Raw genomic sequence first — 23,020 nt, 5'->3', positions numbered from 1 at the left:
CCCCCCCTCCATTCGGCCTTAGACGAGCGAAGCCGCCTGCTTGTGCTCCATCGCGAACTCCTCCTCCGGGGAGAGGATGAGGCGGTGGCGCCCAACGACCGCGAAATAGGCGATCGCGATCGCAAACCAGATGGCAACCCAGAGAACCCCCTTCGAGAAATTCGGATCCTGTACCTGGTAGATCAGGGTGACGATCGCGATGATGATCGTCAAGACGGCTCCCGGTATGCCGAGCGGCGAGCGGAAGGGCCGCTCGATATTGGGCAGCTTCTTGCGCAGGATGATGAACGATATCCCCTGCATGATGTAGGAGAACATCGCCCCGAACACAGCCATGTTGAGTAGCACGCTGCCGATGATGCTGCCGCCCTGTTCCGCGCCGAGCCCGAACCAGATCGCCAGCATGACCGCCAGCCCGACCACGGAACCCGTGATCATCGCGACATAAGGCGTCTTGTAGGAGGAATGGGTGACGGAAAGCCCCGTCGGGAAATAACCTGCCCGCGACAGCGAATAGATCTGCCTGCCCTGTGCGTAGAGGATCGTGTGGAAACTGGCGATGAGACCCGTCAGCGCCACGAGGCCGAGAAGCACGACGCCGCTGTCGCCGTAGATCGCCCGGAAGCCGTCCAGCAGCGGTTCCAGCGAGGAACCGAGATGGAAGGAGCCGACACCCGGCACGGAAGGATTCAGGAGCACGATCATGAAGGCGGAGATCATCAGCGTGATGATGCCGAGGATGATGCCCTTCGGCATATCGCGCTTGGGATCGACCGACTCCTCGGCCGCAAGCGGAAGCTGCTCGATGGCCAGGAACAGCCACACGGCGAAAGGCAGCGTTGCGAGCACGCCGGAGAAGCCGAAGGGGAACCATTCGCCATTGCCTTCCGGCAGTTCCACCGCCGCGCCATCCGGACCGACGCCGACATTCAGGGCCCAGCGTGAGAAATCCATGCTCGGAATGGCGCTGATCCAGAAGAACACCAGCACCGCCAGCGAAATCACCGTGATAACCAGCGTGACCTTGAAGGAAAGCTCCAGCCCGAAGACGTTGAGCCCCAGAAAGATCAGATAGAAGACGATCCATATCAGTGGCGAATAGGCGGGATCGAGCCCGAAGATCGAGTTCACATAGGCCGTTATGAAGGTGACGATCACCGCCGGCGTCAGCACGTATTCCACGTTTTCGCAAAGCCCGGTGATGAAACCGCCCCATGGCCCCATCGCCGTGCGGGCGAAAGAATAGGCCGCCCCCGTATGCGGCAATGCCGGGCTCATCTCGGCGATCGAGAAGGTGAGCCCCAGATACATGATGGCGATGATGATGCCGGCGACCAGCATGCCGCCCCAGCCGCCGGTCGCGAAACCGAAATTCCAACCGGAGAAATGGCCAGAGATGACGGCTCCGACGCCGAGCGCCCAAAGCGACCAGACCCCCGCATAGCGCGAGAGGCCCCTCTTTTCGAAATAGGATGCGTCAGCCTTCTTGTAGCTGACGCCTGCGGATGAACTTTCCATGCCCTTCTCTCCTGATCCAAGAAAACGGGCAGCCGGCGTCAAATGCCGACCACGCCCCTCAAAATCTCGCACGCCGCCCGCTTGTTTCTCGGTGTCGATGCGCGTCGCAGCTTCCACTGCTCCCCGGGTCTTATCGTTAGACGTCTGCGAGACTTTCCCGCAGCAGGCCTGTCAGGAAATCGGCCACGACCCCTTGGCCGGTTTCGTCTGCTATCAAATCGTTCCTTATTTCGATCATCACGTTCAGAAGCCCCGCCGGCATGGCGTGAACCTCGAGCGTATGCGTAACCCCATCCGCCGGCCCATAGGGCTCGTTGCACGCGACATGGTAGAGACGCGTGTCTGCGGCGGCTGCAAGCATGCGATCGGCAAGCCGGCTGTCTTTTTCGTGCAGGATGCCGATTTCGACCTCGCGCAGCTTTCCGAAATAGACCGGCGTGAAACTGTGGACGGTAACGAGCACCGTCGGCCGTCCCCGCGCACGCCTGGCTGCGATCTCCTCGCGGATACGCCCATGGAACGGCAGGTAAAGCGAGGTGGTCCGCAGCGACCGCTCCGCTTCCGTCAGGTTCTCGTTGCCGGGAATGCGGAAGATCTCGCTGACGTCGCGCATCGCTGCGGGAGATTCCGGCGGGCGGTTGCAATCGTAGATCAGCCGGGAAAAGCGCTGGTGGATCAGCGTTGCGTCGAGGCTGCGCGACATCAGCCGTGAAACGGCGAGCGCGCCAGGATCCCAGGCGATATGAGAGGCAAGCGCCTCTTGCGAAAGCCCGAGGTCGCCGTAGCGCTCCGGCAGGCGGCGGGAGGCATGTTCGCAAACCAGCAGCACCTCGCCGCGCCCGTCAGCGTTTTCCACGGCCACGGGATCACCGTCCGCCTTCGTGAAAAACTCCGACTGAACCAGCATGATCGCCTCGGAATATGATTGAAACAACCTTAACGAAGAGAATTCTTCAACTTTCAGCCAAGGTCAATCCAAATCTGAAAAAATCTTTTCAGAGCCGCCATTGACACATGTGCTGGAACGATTGTTAAATCTTCTCAAACCGGCGAAGACCGGGAAAGGGAACAGTTCCGTGCCAACCACAGCGCGTACCGTATCGGATGTCATCCGCACTCGTTACGAAAGCCTCACACGCGCTGAACGTCAGCTTGCGGACCGAATTTTGGAGAACTACCCGGTGTCGGGCCTCGGCAGCATCACGACGATTGCGGAGAGTGCGGGCGTTTCCACGCCGACCGTCGCGCGCATGGTGCAGAAGCTCGGCTACAAGGGCTATCCGGAGTTCCAATCGCATCTGCATCAGGAACTCGAGGCAACGCTCTCGAACCCGATCGCCAAGCATGATCGCTGGGCGTCCAATGCGCCGGGCACGCACATTCTCAACCGTTTCGCCGATGCCATCACCGGCAATCTGCGCGATACGCTCTCCGATCTCGACACCAGAACCTTCGAAGGTTCGGCGGCTCTTCTGGGCGACCGCAACCGCGGCATCTATTTCGTCGGCGGCCGCATCACCGGCGCGCTTGCGGAATATTTCTTCACCCATATGCAGGTGATCCGCCCGAAGACGACGCTGATCTCCACCAATTCCAGTTCCTGGCCGCAGCATGTGCTGAACATGAATGCTGGCGATGTGCTGGTGATCTTCGATATCCGCCGTTACGAGCAGGAGATGGCGACGCTCGCGGAAGCCGCAAGGGCCAACGGCGTCGTCATCATCTTGTTCACGGATGTCTGGTCATCGCCCGTGGCCAAGCATGCCGAGCACATCTTCAAGGTGCGGATCGAGGCGCCCTCCGCCTGGGATTCCTCCGTCATAACCCTCTTCGTCGTGGAGGCTCTCATCGAGGCCGTACAAAGCTCCACATGGACGGAGACCCGGGAACGCATGAATTCGCTGGAAGGCCTGTTCGAGCGGACGCGATTGTTCCGCCGACCGGGCCGCCAGCCCCGTTCCGAGTAAACGCATGCGCATGTAAAATTCGACAGCCAAATAGGGAACTTATGAGAAAATGCTCACCTACCTGGCTGTCACATCGCATTCATGAAACGGCTCTACGAGTGCGCCGAGACGCCCTGAACCCTAGGAGGATACCGTGCTCAAGAACAACCGACGCCTGCTGTCGCTGACGACCGCAGCCCTCATCGCTTCCACCAGCCTCGCGGCTGCCGAACCCAGCGCCGAACTGATCGAAGCCGCCAAGAAGGAAGGCATGCTGACGACCATCGCCCTGCCCCATAGCTGGTGCGGTTATGGCGACATCATTGCCGGCTTCAAGGCGAAATACGGCATCGAGGTCAACGAACTGAACCCGGACGCAAGCTCGGGCGACGAAATCGAAGCCATCAAGGCCAATAAGGGCAATACCGGCCCGCAGGCTCCCGACGTGATCGACGTCGGCCTCTCCTTCGGCCCCTCATCGAAGGCCGAGGGCCTGATCCAGCCCTATAAGGTCTCGACCTGGGACAGCATCCCGGAAGACGCCAAGGATGCCGAAGGTCACTGGTACGGCGACTATTACGGCGTGCTGTCCTTCGTTGTGAACACCGACATCGTCAAGGAGGTGCCGAAGGACTGGAAGGACCTGATCAAGCCGGAATATGCCAATGCGGTTGCACTTGCAGGCGATCCGCGCGGCTCCAACCAGGCCGTGCAGGCGGTTTATGCGGCCGGCATCGCCGGAGGCGAGAAGGATGCAACCAAAGCTGGGGAAGCCGGACTCAGCCTCTTCGCGGAGGTCAACAAAGCCGGCAATTTCGTCCCGGTTATCGGTAAGTCCGCTTCGCTTGCGCAAGGCTCGACGCCGATTGTCATCGCGTGGGACTATAACGGCCTCACCTGGCGCGATACGCTGAAAGGCAATCCGCCGCTCGACGTGATCGTTCCCGAAACCGGTGTCGTCGCCGGCGTCTACGTCCAGGCGATCTCCGCCTTCGCGCCGCATCCGAATGCCGCCAAGCTCTGGATGGAATACATCTACTCCGACGAAGGCCAGCTCGGCTATCTGAAGGGCTATTGCCACCCTATCCGCTTCAACGACCTCGTCGCCAAGGGCAAGGTTCCGCAGGAAATGCTCGACAAGCTGCCGCCCGCGGCCGCTTACGAAAAGGCTGTTTTCCCGACCCTTGCGGAGCAGGAAGCCGGCAAGACCGCGATCACCACCAAGTGGGATAGCGTCGTCGGTGCCAACGTCCAGTAACACCGTGCAATCGGTCCCCTCGCCATCGGCGGGGGGACTTTTCCTTCTCCTGCAGAAACGGACCGCATGAACATAGCCTCGCCCCGTCTCATCGACCGCCGCACCGTCATCGATTGGCTGGGTATCGCGCCGTTCATGATCTTCGCGTTGATGTTTCTGGTCATGCCGACGCTTTATCTCGTCGCGGGAGCCTTCTTCAATTCTGCGGGTGAATTCACCTTCGAGAACATCACCGGCCTTTTCACCCCCACAATCCTCAGCGCCTACTGGATCAGCATCAAGGTCTCCTTTGCCTCGGCTTTCGGCGGAGCAGTCATCGGTTTCTTTCTTGCCTGGGCGATCGTGTTGGGCGGCCTTCCCTCCTTCGTCCGGTCCGGCCTTCTCACTTTCTCCGGTGTGGCATCCAACTTCGCCGGCGTCCCTCTCGCCTTCGCCTTCATAGCCACGCTCGGCCGCACCGGCCTCGTCACCGTCTTTCTGCGGGAATGGTTCGGTTTCAACCTTTATTCCACCGGCTTCAATCTTCTCTCTTTCTTCGGACTCACCATCACCTACATGTTCTTCCAGATCCCGCTGATGGTGCTGATCCTCACCCCTGCGCTCGATGGGTTGAAGAAGGAGTGGCGGGAGGCCTCCGAGAGCCTTGGCGCGTCGACCTGGCAATACTGGCGCATGGTGGGACTGCCGATCCTCTGGCCGAGCCTGCTCGGCACCAGCCTGCTGCTCTTCGCCAATGCCTTCGGAGCGATCGCCACGGCGTATGCGCTCACCGGTTCCTCGCTCAACATCGTGCCGATCCTTCTCTACGCGCAGATACGTGGCGACGTTCTCCACAATCCCAATCTCGGTTATGCGCTGGCGCTCGGAATGATCCTCATCACCGGCATCTCCAACATCCTCTTCATCTGGCTGCGGATGCGCGCCGAACGGTGGCAGAAATGAAGGCGCAGAAGATACTCGCCTGGACTGCTATCGCCATCGGCGCGCTCTATTTCCTCGTCCCGCTGATCGGCACGTTCGAGTTCTCGATGCGCATGCGCCGCGATGCCTACTCCTTCGATGCCTATCACTCCGTCTTCTCGGACATGCAGTTTCGCGCGACCTTCGGCTTTTCCATGCTGATGGCGCTTTTCACCATCGTCTTCGGGATGCTGCTGGTGGTTCCGACTGCCTATTGGGTGCGGCTGCGCCTTCCCCAAGCTCGGCCGGTGGTAGAGTTCATCACCCTGCTGCCGCTGGTGATCCCCGCGATCGTCATCGTTTTCGGCTATCTCAGGCTCTACAATTCCTCGTCCTGGCTTCCCTTCACGGGTTCCGTCGCCGGCACGAACATGCTGCTCGTGCTGTCCTACATCACCCTTTCGCTGCCTTACATGTACCGCGCCGTGGATACCGCCATGCGGGCGATCGACGTGCGCACGCTGACCGAAGCCGCCGAAAGCCTCGGCGCAAAATGGCCGACCATCCTGTTTCGCTGCATATTTCCGAACGTCATGTCGGGAGTGCTCTCGGGCGCCTTCATCACCTTCGCGATCGTCATGGGCGAATTCACCATGGCCGCTCTCCTGAACCGCCCGGCCTTCGGCCCTTATCTGCAGCTTGTCGGCGCCAACAAAGCCTACGAGCCCTCCGCGCTCGCGATCATCGCATTCGCCATTACCTGGCTGTCGATGGGTCTGCTCCAGCTCGTTTCCCGTTTCAGCAAACTGGCGCCCGCCCGGACTTGAGGAATTTCATTGCATGTCGTTTCTGGTTCTCGACCACATAAACAAGAGTTTCGGCGTTACGCAGGTCGTCAAGGATTTCGACATGTCCGTCGAGAAGGGAGAATTCATCTCTTTCCTCGGGCCCTCCGGCTGCGGCAAGACTACAGTGCTGCGCATGATCGCGGGCTTTGAAATGCCGAGCGGCGGCCGGATCAGCATCAACGGCAAGGACCAGAACAACCTCAAGACCAGCCAGCGCAACATCGGCATGGTCTTCCAGGCCTATGCGCTTTTTCCCAACATGAATGTCTTCGACAATGTCGCCTTCGGGCTGAAGGTGGCGGGCAAGCCGAAGGCGGAGATCGAGGCGCGCGTGAAGGAGATGCTGGCGCTGATCCGGCTCGATCATCTTTCGGACCGCTATCCCTACCAGCTTTCGGGCGGGCAGCAGCAGCGCGTAGCACTTGCCCGCGCGCTCGCGCCGAAGCCGCAGGTGCTCCTGCTCGACGAACCGCTTTCGGCGCTCGATGCGAAGATCCGCGTCTCGCTGCGCGAGGAAATCCGCCAGATCCAGCGCCAGCTCGGCATCACCACCGTATTCGTCACGCACGACCAGGAGGAGGCGCTGTCGATTTCCGACCGGATCGTCGTGATGAACGCCGGCCGCGCCGACCAGATCGGCACGCCCTCGGAAATCTACAATCGCCCAGCAACCCGCTTCGTGGCTTCGTTCGTCGGCACGCTGAACATGATCGAGGCGACCGTGGCCGATCCCGCCGCCGATACGGTGAAGATCGGCGGTGAACTTGTCGGGCTTCGCCAATCGCTTGCCGGCAGGAAGAGCGGAGACAAGCTCTCGCTGGCGCTCCGGCCGGAAGCAGGCTCGATCGCTGCGAATGCCAAGGGCGATACGGCGCTTGCCGGCGAAGTCGTGTCCTCTCATTTTCTGGGCTCGGTCATCCGCACGAAGATCGACATCGGCGGCAACCAGGTTTCCTTCGACATGTTCAACTCGCCGGATGCCATAATACCTGCTCCGGGCGAGAAGGTGACGCTGCGTTTTGCTGCAGGCGACCTTCTCGTCGTCGAGGACTAATCCCCGGTTCAGGCTTGCGACGCAGCGTTGTCAGGCCGCATCGTCCACTGCGTCATCGGCGGAAGGCACGTAATTGAGCACCGGACCGAGCCAGCGCTCGACCTCCTCGACCGCCATGCCCTTGCGCTTGGCATAGTCCGCCACCTGGTCCCGCTCCACTTTGGCAACCCCGAAGTAATAGGACTCCGGATGGCCGATATAGAGGCCGGAGACCGATGAACCCGGCCACATGGCGTAGCTCTCGGTCAATTCCACGCCGGTGGCGGCAGTGGCATCCAACAGGCGGAAGAGCGTCGCCTTCTCGGTGTGGTCGGGTTGGGCCGGATAGCCCGGCGCCGGACGGATGCCCGCATATTCCTCGGCGACGAGCTGATCGTTGGTCAGCGCCTCGTCCCGTGCGTAACCCCAGAACTCCTTGCGAACCTGCTGATGCATGCACTCGGCGAAAGCTTCGGCGAAACGGTCGGCCAGCGCCTTGACCAGGATCGAGGAATAGTCGTCGTTCGCCCGTTCGAAACGTTCAGCGATCGCCACTTCCTCGATACCGGCGGTCACCACGAAGCCGCCCACATATTCCGCCTTGCCGCTCGAAACCGGCGCCACGAAATCGGAAAGCGCCACGTTAGGACGTCCGTCGCGCTTCGAAAGCTGCTGGCGCAGCGTATAGAAGGTCGCAAGTTCTTCGGCGCGGCTCTCGTCGGTAAAGAGACGGATGTCGTCGCCCACGGCATTCGCCGGCCAGAAGCCGATGACGGCGCGCGGCCGGAACCACTTTTCGGCAATGATCTTTTCGAGCATCGCCTGGGCGTCGGCGTAGAGCTGGCGCGCCGCCTCGCCCTGCTTCTCGTCTTCCAGGATCGCCGGGAAGCGACCCTTCAGTTCCCAGGTCTGGAAGAAGGGCGTCCAATCGATGTACTTCGCCAACTCCTCGAGATCGTAGGTCTCGAAGACCTTCGTGCCGGTGAACTGCGGTTTGACAGGCTGATAGGCGGCCCAATCGATCTTGTGAGCATTGTCGCGAGCACGCGAGAGCGGCAGCCGCTGCTTCTCCGCCTCGGAACGGGCATGCGCGGCCGCAACCTTGGCATATTCGGCCCGGATCGTGCCGATATAGTTGTCCTTCATTTCCGGCGAAAGCAGTGAGGAAACGACGCCGACGGCGCGGCTGGCATCCGTCACATAGACGGTCTGGCCACGCTCGTAGCGCGGGTGGATCTTCACCGCGGTATGAACGCGGCTCGTGGTCGCCCCGCCGATCAAGAGCGGCAGGTCAAAACCCTGCCGCTCCATTTCGGAGGCGACATGCACCATCTCGTCGAGCGAAGGCGTGATGAGGCCGGAGAGCCCGATGATGTCGACCTTCTCGGCGATCGCCGTTTCGAGGATCTTGGTCGCCGGCACCATGACGCCGAGATCGATGATCTCGTAATTGTTGCAGGCGAGCACGACGCCGACGATGTTCTTGCCGATGTCGTGGACGTCACCCTTCACGGTCGCCATCAGCACCTTGCCGGCGGACTTCCTCTGGTCACCGCCGTTCAGGCGCTTCTCTTCTTCCATGTAGGGAAGCAGAACCGCTACGGCCTGTTTCATGACGCGCGCCGACTTCACGACCTGCGGCAGGAACATCTTGCCCGAGCCGAAGAGATCGCCGACGATGTTCATGCCGGCCATCAGCGGCCCTTCGATGACGTCGAGCGGGCGCTTGGCCTTCACCCTCGCCTCTTCGGTATCCGCATCGATAAAATCGGTGATGCCGTTGACCAATGCATGCGACAGTCGCTGCTCGACCGGCAGTTCACGCCAGGAAAGATCCTGCGCCTTGGCTTCCTTGCCCCCGGTTCCGCGGAAACGCTCGGCGACCTCAAGCAAGCGCTCGGTACCATCGGCTCGGCGGTTGAGAACGACATCCTCGCAGGCTTCGCGCAATTCCGGATCGATGTTATCATATACCGCGAGCTGGCCGGCATTGACGATGCCCATGTCCATGCCTGCCTGGATGGCGTGGTAGAGGAAGACGGCATGCATCGCCTCGCGTACCGGCTCGTTGCCGCGGAAGGAGAACGACAGGTTGGAGACGCCGCCGGAAATATGCACGAGCGGCATGGTCTGGCGGATCGTGCGGGTCGCTTCGATAAAGTCGACGCCGTAGTTGTTGTGCTCTTCGATGCCCGTGGCAACCGCGAAGATATTGGGATCGAAGATGATGTCTTCCGGCGAAAGCCCCGCCTGCTCGGTCAGGATCTTATAGGCGCGGCTGCAGATCTCCACCTTGCGCTCGTAGGTGTCCGCTTGGCCCGCTTCGTCGAAAGCCATGACGACGACGGCCGCGCCATAATTGCGGATCAGCCGTGCCTGGCGCAGGAAGTTCTCCTCGCCTTCCTTCAGCGAGATCGAGTTGACGACCGGCTTGCCCTGCACGCATTTGAGTCCTGCCTCGATGATCTCGAACTTGGAGCTGTCGATCATCACCGGCACGCGGGCGATATCGGGCTCGGCGGCGATGAGATTCAGGAACTCGACCATCGCCTTCTGGGAGTCGATCAGGCCTTCGTCCATGTTGATGTCGATGACCGAGGCACCGTTCTCGACCTGATCGCGCGCGACGGCGAGCGCGGCCGTGTAGTCGCCGGCCGTGATCAGCTTGCGGAACTTCGCCGAGCCGGTGACGTTGGTGCGCTCGCCGACGTTGACGAAGGGGATTTCCTTGGTCAGCACGAAGGGCTCGAGGCCGGAAAGCGACATGAAGGACTTATGCTCCGGCACCTCGCGCGGCTTGTAAGGCGCCACCGCCTCTGCAATTGCACGGATATGCTCCGGCGTCGAGCCGCAGCAGCCGCCGACGACGTTGACGAGGCCTTCGCGGGCGAATCCCTCCACCTGCCGAGCCATCATCTCAGGTGTTTCGTCATACTGGCCGAACTCGTTCGGCAGGCCGGCATTCGGATAGGCGCAGATGAAGGCGTCGGCGACGCCGGAAAGCTCCTGCAGGTGCGGCCGCATGGCATCCGCGCCGAGCGCGCAGTTGAGCCCGATCGTGAACGGCCTTGCGTGGCGGACGGAGCTCCAGAAGGCCGAAGGCGTCTGCCCAGAGAGCGTGCGGCCCGAAAGATCGGTGATGGTTCCGGAAATCATCACCGGCAGGTGGATGCCCTTTTCGGCGAAACGTTCCTCGCAGGCGAAGATCGCCGCCTTGGCGTTGAGTGTGTCGAAAATCGTCTCGATCAGGATGATATCGGCACCGCCGTCGATAAGGCCATCGATCTGTTCGCCATAGGCAATGCGCAGATCATCGAATGTCACCGCCCGGTAACCGGGATTATTCACATCCGGAGAGATCGAGGCGGTGCGGTTCGTCGGGCCGATCGCGCCGGCCACGAAGCGGCGCCGGCCGTCCTCCTTTTCGGCCCGCAACGCCGCGCGGCGAGCAAGCCGCGCGCCATCGCGGTTGAGGTCGTAGACCGCATTTTCCATCTGGTAATCGGCCTGCGCGATGCGCGTCGAGGAGAAGGTGTTGGTTTCAAGGATATCCGCGCCGGCCTTCGCATAGCGGTAATGGATTTCCTCGATCGCCTGCGGCTGGGTCAGAATCAGAAGATCGTTGTTTCCCTGCTGATGGCAGGCGCAGGATGCGAAGCGATCCCCCCGGAAATGCTCCTCGTTGTAGCCGAGCCCCTGAATTTGCGTGCCCATCGCCCCGTCGATGACGAGGATGCGCTCGCGAGCGGCCGCCTTGAGAGCGCTCAGAATTTCCGCGCCGTCCCGGCGGGCAGCCTCGGGACCAAAGAGTTCCTCGAACATGGCGCTTCTCCTGCATTAAACCATTGGCGCCTATAACCGCATAAAGATATCTTTATGTCAATAATCGGAAGACGACGCTTTTGAACCATAGTTTGCCGGTGACAGCGAAACGGCCGAAGGCTATAGCCGTTCCTATCGATTGCCCACCCCTTTTGATTCCGGAGAAATCATGAGCCAGTCAGGTCAATTGTCGAAGCCGTGGAATGAACTTCCCTATCATCGCCGCTGGCTCCTCGATCAGGCCGACGGCCTTTTTGATTTCTTTCAATATCGGGCAATGAACCCGAAGGGCGGCTTCTACGATCTCGATGACGAAGGACGGCCGCTTGCCGTGGCCAATCCCGTCCGCGGCATCCATGCCTCGGCACGCATGGTGCATTGCTATTCGATAGCCTATCTGCTCGGCCGGCCCGGCTCCGGCGATCTCATCGATCATGGCATGAGCTACATCTGGAGCCGTCACCGCGATAACGCGCACGGCGGTTATCACTGGTCGCTGAACGACGACGGACCGGCCGACGGCAGCAAACAGGGTTACGGCCATGCCTTCGTGCTGCTTGCCGCCTCTTCCGCCAAGGTGATCGGCCACCCGCTCGCCGATCGCATGCTCGCCGACATCACCGAAATCCTCGAAACCAGATTCTGGGAAAAGCGGCATGGCGCGATCGCGGAAGAGTTCCAGGCCGACTGGTCGCCGATCGACGGTGGCAGCTATCGCGGCCAGAATTCCAACATGCACCTGACCGAAGCGCTGATGGCGGCCTTCGAAGTCACCGGCGAGAGACATTATCTCGACAAGGCGGAAAGCATCGCCGACCTCGTCATCCGCCGCTTAGCCGGCAGCGTCGGTTTCCGCGTCGCCGAGCATTTCGATACGGAGTGGCGGATCAATAAGGACTATTACCACCGCGACGAGATGTTCCGCCCCGCCGGTACGACGCCCGGACACTGGCTGGAATGGGCGCGTCTCGTGTTGCAGCTCTGGGCGCTCGGCGACAGGCGGCACTCCTGGATGCCGGATGCGGCGAAGAATCTTTTCGTCCAGTCCATGTCACTGGGCTGGGACAAGGAGAAGGGCGGCTTTTTCTATACGCTCGACTGGCAGGACAAGCCGGCCAAGACCAACAAGCTCTGGTGGCCGATGTGCGAAGGCGCGGCCGCGGCCCATTTCGTCAACCAGCACCTGCCGGCCGACGACTTCTACGAAGACAGCTACCGGCTGATCTGGAGCACGATTGCCAACCGCTTCATCGATCACAAGAACGGCGGCTGGCATGAGGAGCTGACGGAAGACCTCGTTCCCGCCCACACGCTGTTTCCGGGCAAGGGCGATATCTATCATGCGCTCCAGGCCTGCCTGATACCGCTCTACCCGGCGACCGGCAGCCTGACCCGAGTCATTGCGGAAGCCGGAGGGCGCATCTAGAGCAAAGGAGCCATTTGAGCGTCCTTCGCTCGAACGGGAACTATCCTCCGGCAGCGGCATTCTCCGGTCGTCACGAAACTGGAACGACCGGATCGTTGCCTGCCATGCTCAACAGCCTCGCAGAGGAATTCTCCCATCAGGCTCCCGTCGCGATCGAGATCCTCTTCGCGCGCATTCTCGGCTCCATCATCCTCTGCGGCCTGATAGGTCTGGAGAGGGAGAGCGTCAAAAATCCTGCCGGCCTGCGCACCAACATGCTGATAGGGCTCGCCTCTACCGTCTTCACCCTGGTTGGCCTGCAGGTCATGCACGAGTTCGGAAACAGGCCCGATACCGTGCAGATCGATCCCATCCGCCTCGTGGAAGCCGTTACCGCTGGCATCGCCTTCCTCGCAGCCGGCGTCATTATCTATACACGCCAAGACGTCAAAGGGCTGACCACCGGCGCCAGCATGTGGCTATCCGGCGCCATCGGGCTCTGCGCGGGGCTCGGCATGTGGCTGGTGGCCGTGGTCGCCACGGGAGCCGGCATCATCATTCTCTGGCTCCTGCGCAAGACGGAGGTGGCTGTCGGCATGAAGGATAAGTAGGCCGCCGCAATGCCCGCATTTTGAGCGCTCGGAATTTCGCTGGAAAGCACGAGCGGAAAACCGCACCCGAACCCTTGTCTAGTCTCTCGAACCTGCGATAGAACCGCGCCATCCGACCTCGATCCCCGACGGAGACTTCTCTTGACCCGACCCGCCTATGCCGCTGTCGATTGGGGCACAAGCAGCTTTCGCCTGTGGCTGATGGATTCGCAGAACCAGGTGCTTGCCGAAAGGCGAAGCGGCGAAGGCATGACGACCGCCGCCAAGGCCGGCTTTTCGACCATTCTTTCCAGCCATCTCGACGCCCTGGCCGCACCTGCTGATCTGCCGGTGATCGTCTGCGGCATGGCCGGTGCCCGTCAGGGCTGGATCGAAGCCGGTTATGTCGATGTGCCCGCTTCCCTGCCGGCTGTGCTGGAAGGTGCCGTCCCGGTTCCGGGCGAAAGCCGCGACATCCGCATCCTGCCGGGTCTTGCGCAGCGCGCAGCCGATAGGCCTGATGTGATGCGCGGCGAGGAGACCCAGCTTCTCGGCGCGCTCGACCCTCGCGCGATCGGCCAGCAGGTGGTCTGCATGCCGGGCACCCACTCCAAATGGGTTCACCTTTCGGGCGAGACGGTGACCAGCTTCGCGACCTATATGACCGGCGAACTGTTCGACGTCATCTCGAAGCATTCGGTGCTCACCCATTCGGTCGACGGTGCGGAAAGCTTCGACGGCGACAACCCCGTTTTCGGGGAAGCTGTGCGGGCCGCCTTCCGCTTTCCCCAGCAGGTCACCAATTTCCTCTTCACCGTGCGCTCCGGCATGCTGCTGCATGGGCTTTCGCCCACCGATGCCGCCGCCCGCCTCTCCGGCACGCTGATCGGCACGGAAATCGCCGGGGGGCTCACGGCCCTTGCCACCATTCCGGCGATCCGGCTCGTGGCCTCCGGGCGGCTGGGCGGCCTTTACGAAGGCGCGTTCCGCGCGCTCTCCCTTGCCCATGAAACGATTGACGCCGACGAGGCGGTGCGCCGCGGCCTTGCCGCAGCCGCACAGAAACTCCTGCTCGCACAATGATGAGGACCGGCAGATGACCCGCATTCCCTTTCCCGAGATGAAATATCCGCTGGTCGCCATCCTGCGCGGATTGAAGCCGGAAGAAACCGAGGCCGTCGTCGGCGGGCTGATCGAGACCGGCTTCACGGCAATCGAAATCCCGCTGAACTCGCCGGAGCCGTTCAAGTCGATCGAGATCGCCGCGAAGCTTGCGCCTGCAGATTGCCTGATCGGCGCCGGCACGGTGCTGACCGTGGAAGACGTTGCAAGCCTCGATGCGGCCGGCGGCAAGCTGATGGTGAGCCCGAACGTGGAGCCGGATGTCATCCGCACCGCCGCCGCCAAGGGCATGGTGACCCTTCCCGGCGTCTTCACCCCCACCGAAGCGCTCGCCGCGGCGAAAGCCGGCGCGACAGGACTCAAATTCTTCCCCGCAAGCGTGCTCGGTCCTTCCGGCATCACCGCGATCCGGGCAGTCCTGCCGAAGGATCTGGTGATCGCCGCAGTCGGCGGCGTCTCGGACGAGAATTTTTCCGACTACATCAAGGCCGGCATCAGCGCCTTTGGCCTCGGCTCCAGCCTTTACAAGCCGGGCATGAGCGCCGAAGAGGTCGTCAAACGGGCGAAAGCGACGCTCGCCGCCTATGACGCGGCGGTTGCCTGAAGCCACCGCCATGAGCGCGCTCCCGGATGAAATCGAGCTGCCCGCTAATCTCCAAGCGCGCCTTGCCGGCTATGACTGGCAGCAGAATATGCTCGGCCGGTCTTCGGCAAGCGTGTTTCGGCTGGAGGCGGCGGATCGCCCTACCCTCTTCCTGAAGCATGAACCGGCCGGCCCGTTCACCGAACTTCCGGATGAAGCCCTGCGGCTGCGATGGCTTGCGGCGCAGGGCATTCCTTGTGCCGCCGTTGTGGCCGAAGCCCAGGATGCGGAGCGCAACTGGCTGCTTCTGACCGCGGTCGAAGGTGAGGACCTTGCATCCGCAGACGGAATATCCGCCGCAGATCGCGTCACGTTCCTGGCGGATGCGCTCCGAAGGCTGCACAGCCTCGATATCGCCACCTGCCCTTTCGATCACCGGTTGGAAAACCGCCTGCCGCACGTCCGCGCACGCATGCAGGCAGGTGTTGTCGATGAAAGCGATTTCGATGACGAACGGATTGGCCGCTCCTCCGAGGAGCTCTACCGCGAGCTGGAAACGCTGAAACCGGCGAACGAAGACCTCGTGGTTACCCACGGCGACGCCTGCCTGCCGAATATCATGGCCGACCCGCGGGGCTTCACCGGCTTTATCGATTGCGCCCGGCTGGGATTGGCGGATCGGCATCAGGACATCGCGCTTTCCTGCAGGAGCATCCGCTACAATCTCGGGCAGGAGTGGGTGCAGCCTTTCCTCGATCTCTACGGTCTGCCGAGTCCCGACCCTGCCAAGCTTTCCTATTATCGTTTGCTCGACGAATTTTTCTGATGCCGCCCGCAAGGCGTGTTGCCAAACGTAACAACTACGCCTATTAAACCTGTACTACAGGTTTTCAAAAGACGTAGCACATGGAAAACAGCTCGACACAGCATCTCACCGGTGCCGATTTCGTCGGCGGCGCGGTCACCGCGATTGCGCGGTTTATCCGGGAGAACGACCTCAAGCCCGGCGACCGCCTGCCCGCCGAGGCGAAGCTGTCGAAGGATCTGCAGGTCTCCCGAACCGTTATCCGTGAAGCGTTGCGGTCGCTGGCGGCACTGCGGCTTGTCGAACTCGGAGCCGGCAAGCGGCCGACCGTCGCCGAGCTCGACGACGCCTCCTTCTCCATGACCATCGAGCATGGCGTGGTCACCGACCAGATCGACATCCAGCAGATCTATGACGCACGCCGCACGATCGAGGCGCGCACGGCCGCACTTGCCGCGCTGCGGCGCACGGAGGGCGAGGCGCGCGCGATCCTCGGCCACGCGAAGGCCATGGAAGAGAATTTCGGCAATTCCGACGAGGTGATGGAGCACGATCTGGCTTTTCATCTTGCCATCGCCAAGGCTTCGAAAAACCCGGTTTTCGCGCTCATCATCGGCGCCTTTCAGGGCGTCACCCGCCAGACATGGCCGATCGGCTGGAAAAGCCGGGCGAATGACGACGAGCGTCGCGCCATGAACGCTCTCCATCTCGATCTCGCGCAGGCGATTGCCGCGGGAGACCCGCAATCCGCCGCCGACCTGATGAACAGGCACTTTGACCAAAGTATCAAGGCCCTGCTGAACGCCGGCCTGATTTGACCAAACCCAAGGAAACGTCATGAAGATCACCAAGCTCGAAACGGTGCGCGTCGCCGAGCGAACCAATCTGCTCTGGGTCCTCGTCCATACGGACGAAGGCATTACCGGCCTGGGAGAGACCTTTTTCGGTGCGGAAACCGTCGAATCCTACATCCATGAATATGTCGCGCCACGCGTGATCGGCCGCGACCCGCTGCAGATCGATCTGCTCGCCAATGAGCTCGTCGGCTATATCGGCTTCCGCTCCTCCGGTGCCGAAGTTCGCGGCAATTCCGCCTTCGATATCGCGCTTTGGGATATTTTCGGCAAGGCGACCGGCCAGCCGATCGCTCAGCTTCTCGGCGGCTTCAGCCGCAAGGAAATCCGCACCTATAACACCTGTGCCGGCACCGAATACATCCAGAAGAACACCGGGCAGACGACGGCGAACTACGGGCTGACCGGCGGCACGACCTATGACGACCTGAACGGCTTCCTGCATCGCGCCGATGAACTGGCGGAATCATTGCTGGAGGAAGGCATCACCGCCATGAAGATCTGGCCGTTCGATGCGGCGGCCGAAAAGACCCGCGGCCAGTACATCTCCATGCCGGACTTGAAGTTCGCACTCGAACCCTTTGAGAAGATTCGCAAAGCCGTCGGCGACAAGATGGACATCATGGTGGAATTCCACTCCATGTGGCAGCTCCTGCCTGCGATGCAGATCGCCAAGGCTCTGACGCCCTACCAGACCTTCTGGCACGAGGACCCCATCAAGATGGACAGCCTCTCGAGCCTGAAACGCTATGCAGAAGTCTCGTCCGCGCCGATCTCCGCTTCGGAGACGCTTGCGACCCGCTGGGGATTCCGTGACTACCTGGAGACTGGCGCCGCCGGCATTGTAATGCTCGACATCTCCTGGTGCGGTGGCCTTTCGGAAGCGCGCAAGATCGCCTCCATGGCAGAGACCTGGCATCTGCCGGTCGCGCCCCATGACTGCACGGGTCCCGTGGTGCTTTGCGCCTCCACGCATCTTTCGCTCAACGCGCCGAACGCACTGGTGCAGGAAAGCGTTCGTGCTTTCTATAAGACATGGTATCGCGATCTCGTCACCGCTCTTCCCGAAGTGAAGAACGGCATGATAACCGTGCCGCCGGGTCCCGGTCTCGGCATGGAACTCAATCCGGAACTCGAACGCGCCTTCACCGTCAGCCGGCGCATGTCGGACGCATCCGACATCTGAATTATACTGCAAGGGAGGAATAATTGACGACAACGACGACAACCGCGGCGGAGCGAAAAATCTCCGCCGCCACCGGTCCTTTGCTGATGCTGCTCGGCATGGTGATGTTCGCGCTGAACGATGCCATGGGCAAATGGCTCGTCTCGTCCTACGGGCTGGGCCAGGTCGTATTCCTGCGCAGTCTCGCGGCGCTCGCGATCCTGATCCCGATGGTCTGGATGGCGGGCGTGGCGAGCCTCACGAAGGTGGAGCGGCCGAAAATGCAGTTCGCCCGTGTGGTCTTCTCCACGGCCGAGGTCTTCTGCTTCTATTATGCCGTCATCTACCTGCCGCTCGCAGATGTCATGACCTATTGGCTCGCAGCGCCGATCTATGTAGCGGCAGTCTCGCCTTTCCTGCTCGGCGAGCAGGTCGGATGGCGGCGCTGGACCGCCATCGCCATCGGCTTCGTCGGCGTCATCATCGCGCTGGAACCGTCGAGCGCGATGTTCACCATGCCGGCGGTGATCTCCATCATCGGCAGTGCGGCTTTCGCATTCATGCTGATCACCGGGCGCTTCCTGCGCGGCACGCCGGACAGCACCCTGGTCTTTTTCCAGGTCGTAGGCGCCGGGCTGGCGGGACTGGCCTTCGTTCCGTTCGATTGGGCGCCGATCGCCTCAAGCCGCGACCTGCTGCTGCTAGGCCTGCTCGGCATCGTCGCGATGTCGGCGCATATGCTGGTCAACCGGGCGCTCAAGATGTCGGACGCGGCAACCGTCGCGCCGCTTCAGTATACGCTGCTCCTCTGGGCGGTGGTTTTCGGCTGGCTCTTCTTCGGCGACGTGCCGCGCCTCGGCATGATGATCGGCGCCGCGCTCATCATCGCCTCCGGCCTCTTCATCTTCGTGCGCGAGCAGACGCTCAAGAAGAAGGAAAAGGTCCTGCCTGCCGTTCCCGAGTGACAAACGAAAAGAACCCGCGGCCGAACAAGCCGCGGGCTCTCTGATGCAAAAAAGGCCGTGCCCTTGGGCACGGCCTTTTCCGTTACTTGCGGATTTCGTTCAGCTTGGCGACGATGCCGTCCACGACGTCGGCGCCGATCGCAGCCTTGTGCTTTTCGTAGACAACCATGGACTTCTCGCGGATGCGAGCCTGCTCTTCCGGAGAGAGCGTGTTCACTTCCAGGCCGGCTTCCTTGATCTTCTCCAGCGACTTCTTGTTCAGGTCGGCGATGACCTGACGCTCGACGTCGCGGCCGACGACTGCGCATTCACGCAGAGCAGCCTGCTCTTCCGGGGCATAGGTATCGAAGATCGGCTTCGAGAACAGGAAGAGGAACGGCGTATAGGCGTGGTTCGTCTCGGTGACATACTTCTGCACTTCGTAGAACTTCGAAGTGTCGATCGTCACATAGGGATTTTCCTGCGCGTCGATCGCCTTCGTCTCGAGAGCGGAGAATACCTCGCCGAAAGCCATCGGAGTGGCGTTGGCGCCGAGGTTCTGGAAGGTATCGAGGAAGATGTTGTTCTGCATGACGCGGACCTTCAGGCCCTCGAAGTCTTCCCATTTGGTGACCGGACGAACGGAGTTCGACAGGTTACGGAAACCGTTCTCCCAATAGGCAAGGTTGACGAGGCCTGCAGCTTCCAGCTTCTCGTTCATCATGTTGCCGAAGTCACCGTCGAGCACGGTATAGGCTTCCTGAGGATTGGCGAAGAGGAACGGCAGGTCGAACACGCCGAGCGCCGGAATGATGCCGACGAGCGGCGAGGACGAAGTCACGACAGCTTCCTGAACGCCGGAACGCAGGGCCTGGGTCGCCTGCAGGTCGCCGCCAAGAGCACCGCCCCAGAACGCGGTGAGCTTCAGCTTGCCGCCCGACTTCTCGTCCAGGCACTTCTGCATGGCCTCAATGCCGTTGCCGACAGGATGGTCGGCGTTGATGCCGTTGGAGACGCGGATGTTGCGGTCGCTAAATTCGGCGAAGGCCGGAGCGGCCGCCGAGCAGGCGAATGCGATTGCAGTTGTCGTCAGAAGCAGCTTTCTCATTTTGTCCTCCCTTGGACGGTTGTTTGAGAAGGTTGATCGGAACAGTTTTAGTGCAGCCAGCGCGCGGGCACGATGACAAGGTCCGGGAACAGAACCAGCAGCAAGAGCACGACCGTCTGCGCCACCAGGAACGGCCACACACCCACGGTTACTTTTCCAAGCGGGATGCGGGCCACGCCGCTGACCACGTTCAGCACCACGCCGACCGGCGGGGTGATGAGGCCGATGCAGTTGTTCATGATGAACAATACGCCGAAATAAACCGGATCGATGCCCGCCTGCTTGATGATCGGCATCAAAACCGGCGTAAGGATCAGGATCGTGGGCGTCAGATCGAGCGCCGTGCCGACGATCAGGACCAGGATCATGATCGCGAACATCAGGAGCGTCGGGCGATCGATGAGCGGCTCGATATAGCGGGTGATTTCCGCCGGAATGTTCGCTGCGGTGATCAGCCAGGCCGAAACGAGGGCCGCGCAGACCAGGAACATGATGACGGCGGTCGTCTTGGCCGCCTGCAGGAAAACGCGAGGCAGATCCGTGAACTTCAGCTCCCTGTAGATAAACAGGCCGACGAAGAGCGCATAGGCGGCAGCCACCACCGCAGCTTCCGTCGGCGTCACCACGCCGGCCTTGATGCCGCCGAGGATGATGACCGGCATGCCGAGCGCCCAGAGAGCGCGGCCGGTCACCCGCAACCGTTCCTGTGCCGATGCCTTCGGAAGGGTCTCGACATTGTCCTTGCGCACGACCCACAGCCAGGTGCCGATCAGAGCAATGCCCATCATGATGCCGGGCACGATGCCGGCCATGAAGAGCTGCGTGATGGAGACGTTCGCCGCCACGCCGAAGACGATGAAGGCCATGGACGGCGGGATGACCGGTGCGATGATGCCGCCGGCGGCAATCAGACCGCCCGAGCGGGGCACGTTGTAGCCCGCCTTCGCCATCATCGGAACGAGGATCGCAGCCAGCGCCGCCGTATCGGCCGCTGCCGAACCGGAGATCGAGGCCATGATGAGAGCTGCGACGATCGCCACGATGCCGAGGCCGCCGCGGATATGGCCGACAAGCGCAATGGCGAAGTCGATGATGCGCTTCGACAGTCCGCCGGAATTCATCAGCTCGCCGGCAAGGATGAAGAAGGGAATGGCAAGCAGCGTGAAGGTGTCCGCACCCGCGATCATGTTCTGGGCGATGATCTGGGTATTGAACATCCCCATGTACCACATGAGGACGACGCCGCAGAACATCAGCGAGAAGGCGACCGGAACCCCGATCGCCATGGCGCCGAGAAGCGAGCCGACAAAAACGAGAAGTGTCATCAGGTACGCTCCGCCATCTGTTCGATCGTCAGGTTTTCACCCGCGAAAGCAGCAATTTCCTCTTCGGTCACGCGGCCCGTGACGAGCCGGAGGAGCCGTTCCAGAGCGATGATGGTGCATCCTGCGCCGGTGAAGAAGCCGATCCCGTAAACCCATGCCATGGAGATGCCGGTGACCGGAGCCGTCATGCTGGCGTTGATCGGATACTGCTTCCAGGTGCCCCAGAAGAATATCGCCGAACAGGCGATGATGATGATGTTCGACAGGATCATGCAGATGATGCGACCCTTGCGGCCGAAATGCGCGACCAGGGTTTCCACCCCTAGATGGCCGTGCTCGCGAAATGCCACGACCGCGCCCACGAAAGTGAGCCAGACGAAGAAATAGCGGGACAGCTCTTCCGAAACATTGAGACCGGAGTTGAAGCCGTAACGGAGAACCACGTTGACAAAAACCATGATCGCCATGGCCGCAATCATGATAATCAACAGGATTTCCAAGGCTTTATAAAAGAGATCGATTGCCTTCTGCATCTTCCCTCCCAAAATCTTACAAGAGGCCGCGTTGAGCCAGGTTTTTCATCAATGATCCGAGACCGAAAGTCCACTCGGCACAGTTATCGCTGTGCGCGACCCGGTTGACCAGACGGCCGAGCTTCGGCGTCGAGATTTCCACCCGGTCGCCAATCTCGTGAGTGAAGCCGAGGCCTGCGCCGCGACGATCCTTTACGGGTGCGAACATGGTACCGAGGAAGAACACGACACCATCCGGATATTGATGATTGCGGTTCAGAAGCTGCGATACGAGATCTTCCGGGCTGCGGCTGATCGCCGACATCGGACTGATGCCGGTCATCGTGAAGCCGTCCACGCCCTCGACGATGAGCGAGACTTCCGCCTTCTTCACGTCCCCGATCGTGAAAGCGCCGTCGAAGAGGCGGATGAAGGGACCGATCGAGCAGGACGCGTTATTGTCCTTCGCCTTGCTGAGAAGCAGCGCGGAGCGGCCTTCGAAATCGCGCAGGTTCACATCGTTGCCGAGCGTGGCGCCGACGATCTTGCCCTTCGACGTGACGGCCAGAACCACTTCCGGCTCCGGATTGTTCCAGTCGGACTTCGGGTGGATGCCGATCTCGGCACCGCAACCGACCGACGACATGGGCTGCGCCTTGGTGAAGATTTCGGCATCGGGACCGATGCCGACTTCCAGATACTGCGACCACAGGCCGAGTTCCTGGAGCAGCTTCTTGACCTCGGCCGCCTTTTCGGAGCCCGCGACGAGGCCCTTGAGGTTGTCGCCGAGAACGGGGGCCAGCCGGCCGCGGATCTCCTGCGCCCGCAGCGGATCGCCCTTGGCCTGTTCCTCGATCACCCGTTCCAGCATGCTGTCGGCGAAGGTGACGCCGGCCGCCTTGACGGCCTGCAGGTCCGCGGGCGCCAGAAGCTCGCCGGCTTCGCCATTCAAAAACGCATCAATAGGACCGAGGCTTGAAAAACGCGACACATCGCGCAAACTGCCGACAAGGTCGTCGATTTCAAGAAGGGCTGAAATCGTCGCGGCAAGCGGAGTAAGGTCGAACACCTCTCCGCCGGAGACCAGCACCGGGCAAGGCCCGCCTGCGACGTTGGACCAGACACGCCCGACGAGCACCGCGCTGGATGCATCCGCAGGCAGGATTAATTCGGCGCTCAGCGCCTGCTCGAAACTCACCAGAAATCCTCCGCTCATCCCGAAGCCCGGAGTACGGGCTCAACATTGTCAGGATGTCTGACAACGAGACGACCCGCTTCTAGT

20 protein-coding genes are annotated in these 23,020 nt (G+C 61.5%); 13 read left to right on the top strand and 7 right to left on the bottom strand.

Features of this window, described 5'->3' with window-relative positions; translation table 11 throughout:
• Window positions 1-18 precede the first annotated feature (18 nt).
• Complete coding sequence (locus tag ACE04I_RS24200) at window positions 19-1,518, bottom strand: amino acid permease (protein ID WP_046795254.1); 1,500 nt, start codon at window positions 1,516-1,518, stop codon at window positions 19-21.
• Window positions 1,519-1,654: 136 nt separating this feature from the next.
• Window positions 1,655-2,425 carry an N-formylglutamate amidohydrolase gene (locus ACE04I_RS24195; RefSeq protein WP_046795545.1) on the bottom strand — a complete coding sequence of 257 codons (771 nt, stop codon included), beginning with the start codon at window positions 2,423-2,425 and terminating at the stop codon, window positions 1,655-1,657.
• Between the two features lie 169 nt (window positions 2,426-2,594).
• Between ACE04I_RS24195 and ACE04I_RS24190 the strand changes: the two genes are divergently transcribed.
• The 5 genes from ACE04I_RS24190 (at window position 2,595) to ACE04I_RS24170 (ending at window position 7,524) form a co-directional block, all read left to right on the top strand.
• Window positions 2,595-3,485, top strand: coding sequence for a MurR/RpiR family transcriptional regulator (locus tag ACE04I_RS24190; protein ID WP_046795255.1), 891 nt, complete (start codon window positions 2,595-2,597; stop codon window positions 3,483-3,485).
• A 133-nt stretch (window positions 3,486-3,618) separates the two neighbouring features.
• Window positions 3,619-4,722 carry an ABC transporter substrate-binding protein gene (locus ACE04I_RS24185; RefSeq protein ID WP_046795256.1) on the top strand — a complete coding sequence of 368 codons (1,104 nt, stop codon included), beginning with the start codon at window positions 3,619-3,621 and terminating at the stop codon, window positions 4,720-4,722.
• 66 nt (window positions 4,723-4,788) lie between these two features.
• The gene (locus tag ACE04I_RS24180; RefSeq protein WP_046795257.1) at window positions 4,789-5,664 is read left to right on the top strand and encodes an ABC transporter permease; all 876 of its coding nucleotides are present in this window, start codon (window positions 4,789-4,791) and stop codon (window positions 5,662-5,664) included.
• Complete coding sequence (locus ACE04I_RS24175; protein ID WP_046795258.1) at window positions 5,661-6,449, top strand: ABC transporter permease; 789 nt, start codon at window positions 5,661-5,663, stop codon at window positions 6,447-6,449. The genes ACE04I_RS24180 and ACE04I_RS24175 overlap by 4 nt, the downstream gene beginning before the upstream one ends.
• Window positions 6,450-6,462: 13 nt before the next feature.
• Entirely contained in the window at window positions 6,463-7,524 is a 1,062-nt protein-coding gene (locus ACE04I_RS24170) for an ABC transporter ATP-binding protein (RefSeq protein ID WP_046795259.1), read from the top strand.
• Window positions 7,525-7,554: 30 nt separating this feature from the next.
• Here ACE04I_RS24170 and metH read toward each other — a convergent pair whose 3' ends face one another.
• Complete coding sequence (gene metH, locus ACE04I_RS24165; protein WP_137326504.1) at window positions 7,555-11,325, bottom strand: methionine synthase; 3,771 nt, start codon at window positions 11,323-11,325, stop codon at window positions 7,555-7,557.
• A 169-nt stretch (window positions 11,326-11,494) separates the two neighbouring features.
• Here metH and ACE04I_RS24160 point away from each other — a divergent pair, with 169 nt between their 5' ends.
• The 8 genes from ACE04I_RS24160 to ACE04I_RS24125 all read left to right on the top strand — a co-directional run bounded on the left by ACE04I_RS24160 (window position 11,495) and on the right by ACE04I_RS24125 (window position 18,814).
• The gene (locus ACE04I_RS24160; protein WP_046795261.1) at window positions 11,495-12,751 is read left to right on the top strand and encodes an AGE family epimerase/isomerase; all 1,257 of its coding nucleotides are present in this window, start codon (window positions 11,495-11,497) and stop codon (window positions 12,749-12,751) included.
• Window positions 12,752-12,855: 104 nt separating this feature from the next.
• Window positions 12,856-13,341 (top strand): MgtC/SapB family protein, encoded by a 486-nt coding sequence (locus ACE04I_RS24155; protein ID WP_046795262.1) that lies wholly within the window; start codon window positions 12,856-12,858, stop codon window positions 13,339-13,341.
• 141 nt (window positions 13,342-13,482) lie between these two features.
• The gene (locus tag ACE04I_RS24150; protein ID WP_082118374.1) at window positions 13,483-14,403 is read left to right on the top strand and encodes a 2-dehydro-3-deoxygalactonokinase; all 921 of its coding nucleotides are present in this window, start codon (window positions 13,483-13,485) and stop codon (window positions 14,401-14,403) included.
• A 13-nt stretch (window positions 14,404-14,416) separates the two neighbouring features.
• Window positions 14,417-15,046 (top strand): 2-dehydro-3-deoxy-6-phosphogalactonate aldolase, encoded by a 630-nt coding sequence (locus ACE04I_RS24145; protein ID WP_046795263.1) that lies wholly within the window; start codon window positions 14,417-14,419, stop codon window positions 15,044-15,046.
• Window positions 15,047-15,056: 10 nt separating this feature from the next.
• Window positions 15,057-15,851, top strand: a complete 795-nt coding sequence (locus ACE04I_RS24140; RefSeq protein WP_046795547.1) for an APH(3')-II family aminoglycoside O-phosphotransferase — start codon at window positions 15,057-15,059, stop codon at window positions 15,849-15,851.
• 80 nt (window positions 15,852-15,931) lie between these two features.
• Complete coding sequence (locus ACE04I_RS24135) at window positions 15,932-16,648, top strand: FadR/GntR family transcriptional regulator (protein ID WP_046795264.1); 717 nt, start codon at window positions 15,932-15,934, stop codon at window positions 16,646-16,648.
• A 19-nt stretch (window positions 16,649-16,667) separates the two neighbouring features.
• A complete protein-coding gene (locus ACE04I_RS24130) occupies window positions 16,668-17,870 on the top strand; it encodes a mandelate racemase/muconate lactonizing enzyme family protein (protein WP_046795265.1) in 1,203 nt (400 codons plus the stop codon).
• An 86-nt stretch (window positions 17,871-17,956) separates the two neighbouring features.
• On the top strand, window positions 17,957-18,814 hold the full coding sequence (locus tag ACE04I_RS24125) for a DMT family transporter (protein WP_046795548.1): 858 nt from the start codon (window positions 17,957-17,959) through the stop codon (window positions 18,812-18,814).
• A gap of 82 nt (window positions 18,815-18,896) precedes the next feature.
• Here ACE04I_RS24125 and ACE04I_RS24120 read toward each other — a convergent pair whose 3' ends face one another.
• From ACE04I_RS24120 to ACE04I_RS24105, 4 genes are read right to left on the bottom strand one after another with little or no spacing between them, the layout of a single operon-like run.
• Entirely contained in the window at window positions 18,897-19,901 is a 1,005-nt protein-coding gene (locus ACE04I_RS24120; protein WP_046795266.1) for a TRAP transporter substrate-binding protein, read from the bottom strand.
• Window positions 19,902-19,948: 47 nt separating this feature from the next.
• Entirely contained in the window at window positions 19,949-21,226 is a 1,278-nt protein-coding gene (locus tag ACE04I_RS24115) for a TRAP transporter large permease (RefSeq protein ID WP_046795267.1), read from the bottom strand.
• Window positions 21,226-21,759 (bottom strand): TRAP transporter small permease, encoded by a 534-nt coding sequence (locus ACE04I_RS24110; protein WP_046795268.1) that lies wholly within the window; start codon window positions 21,757-21,759, stop codon window positions 21,226-21,228. The genes ACE04I_RS24115 and ACE04I_RS24110 overlap by 1 nt, the downstream gene beginning before the upstream one ends.
• 16 nt (window positions 21,760-21,775) lie before the next feature.
• The gene (locus ACE04I_RS24105) at window positions 21,776-22,954 is read right to left on the bottom strand and encodes a fumarylacetoacetate hydrolase family protein (protein ID WP_082118375.1); all 1,179 of its coding nucleotides are present in this window, start codon (window positions 22,952-22,954) and stop codon (window positions 21,776-21,778) included.
• Between the last annotated feature and the right edge of the window lie 66 nt (window positions 22,955-23,020).

The sequence above is a fragment of the Rhizobium moroccans genome (assembly GCF_057559155.1).
This window is presented reverse-complemented; position numbering and strand designations above follow the sequence as displayed.

Excerpts from the sequence above, each read along its gene's own strand:
- ACE04I_RS24200 (WP_046795254.1), bottom strand. The coding sequence starts at position 1,518 with ATGGAAAGTTCATCCGCAGGCGTCAGCTACAAGAAGGCTGACGCATCC.
- ACE04I_RS24195 (WP_046795545.1), bottom strand. The coding sequence starts at position 2,425 with ATGCTGGTTCAGTCGGAGTTTTTCACGAAGGCGGACGGTGATCCCGTG.
- ACE04I_RS24180 (WP_046795257.1), top strand. The coding sequence starts at position 4,789 with ATGAACATAGCCTCGCCCCGTCTCATCGACCGCCGCACCGTCATCGAT.
- ACE04I_RS24175 (WP_046795258.1), top strand. The coding sequence starts at position 5,661 with ATGAAGGCGCAGAAGATACTCGCCTGGACTGCTATCGCCATCGGCGCG.
- ACE04I_RS24170 (WP_046795259.1), top strand. The coding sequence starts at position 6,463 with ATGTCGTTTCTGGTTCTCGACCACATAAACAAGAGTTTCGGCGTTACG.
- metH (WP_137326504.1), bottom strand. The coding sequence starts at position 11,325 with ATGTTCGAGGAACTCTTTGGTCCCGAGGCTGCCCGCCGGGACGGCGCG.
- ACE04I_RS24160 (WP_046795261.1), top strand. The coding sequence starts at position 11,495 with ATGAGCCAGTCAGGTCAATTGTCGAAGCCGTGGAATGAACTTCCCTAT.
- ACE04I_RS24155 (WP_046795262.1), top strand. The coding sequence starts at position 12,856 with ATGCTCAACAGCCTCGCAGAGGAATTCTCCCATCAGGCTCCCGTCGCG.
- ACE04I_RS24145 (WP_046795263.1), top strand. The coding sequence starts at position 14,417 with ATGACCCGCATTCCCTTTCCCGAGATGAAATATCCGCTGGTCGCCATC.
- ACE04I_RS24140 (WP_046795547.1), top strand. The coding sequence starts at position 15,057 with ATGAGCGCGCTCCCGGATGAAATCGAGCTGCCCGCTAATCTCCAAGCG.
- ACE04I_RS24135 (WP_046795264.1), top strand. The coding sequence starts at position 15,932 with ATGGAAAACAGCTCGACACAGCATCTCACCGGTGCCGATTTCGTCGGC.
- ACE04I_RS24130 (WP_046795265.1), top strand. The coding sequence starts at position 16,668 with ATGAAGATCACCAAGCTCGAAACGGTGCGCGTCGCCGAGCGAACCAAT.
- ACE04I_RS24125 (WP_046795548.1), top strand. The coding sequence starts at position 17,957 with ATGCTGCTCGGCATGGTGATGTTCGCGCTGAACGATGCCATGGGCAAA.
- ACE04I_RS24120 (WP_046795266.1), bottom strand. The coding sequence starts at position 19,901 with ATGAGAAAGCTGCTTCTGACGACAACTGCAATCGCATTCGCCTGCTCG.
- ACE04I_RS24115 (WP_046795267.1), bottom strand. The coding sequence starts at position 21,226 with ATGACACTTCTCGTTTTTGTCGGCTCGCTTCTCGGCGCCATGGCGATC.
- ACE04I_RS24110 (WP_046795268.1), bottom strand. The coding sequence starts at position 21,759 with ATGCAGAAGGCAATCGATCTCTTTTATAAAGCCTTGGAAATCCTGTTG.
- ACE04I_RS24105 (WP_082118375.1), bottom strand. The coding sequence starts at position 22,954 with ATGAGCGGAGGATTTCTGGTGAGTTTCGAGCAGGCGCTGAGCGCCGAA.